Annotated in this window: 1 pseudogene; it reads right to left on the reverse strand. The window is 43.9% G+C overall.

Annotated elements, in window-relative coordinates:
• Positions 1–265 (reverse strand): annotated as a pseudogene (locus MW695_RS22215) (transposase); the annotation flags it as partial.
• Positions 266–529 lie beyond the last annotated feature (264 nt).

Consider the following 529-nt stretch of genomic DNA (forward strand, 5'->3'; position numbering starts at 1 on the left):
CCTAAAAACCAACGATAGGCGACGTTTGTTTCTATTTCTTTGATCGTTTGACGCATTGAACGAATACCAAATATGTATTGAATAAACACCATTTTTACTAACACGACAGGATCAATACTAGGACGACCTTTATCAGAAGAATACAGATCTTTCACTAGATCGTAAATGAATCTAGTTTCCGAACAAGATGGTCTTCCCGGACTAGTTTCTCAATCCAGACCATCTCCATTTGCATTCGCTTATCTCCCAACTTTTTTGACATCATTATTTATTCACCCCTGTCCTTTTTTCACTTATATTATAAAAGAAAAACTGAACACCTGTCTTTATTTGAAGAGAAGCACCCTCTTTTTTCCACTAGAAATAGCGGACGGGATGGGAGGGCCGACTCCTGCAGGAGGTGAAGGGCAGGTTGAAATCCACCGGCGCAGCCGGTTAGTTCAACGCCCGCCTGCGGAAAGCGTGCCCCCCATCCCGGTAGCGTAGTCGAAGAGCCGAATCCTGACTACTAAACAAACCAGCCTGTCGA

Origin of the sequence: Halalkalibacter sp. APA_J-10(15) (assembly GCF_023017105.1) — a bacterium.
Classification (GTDB): Bacteria; Bacillota; Bacilli; order Bacillales; family Bacillaceae_D; genus Halalkalibacter.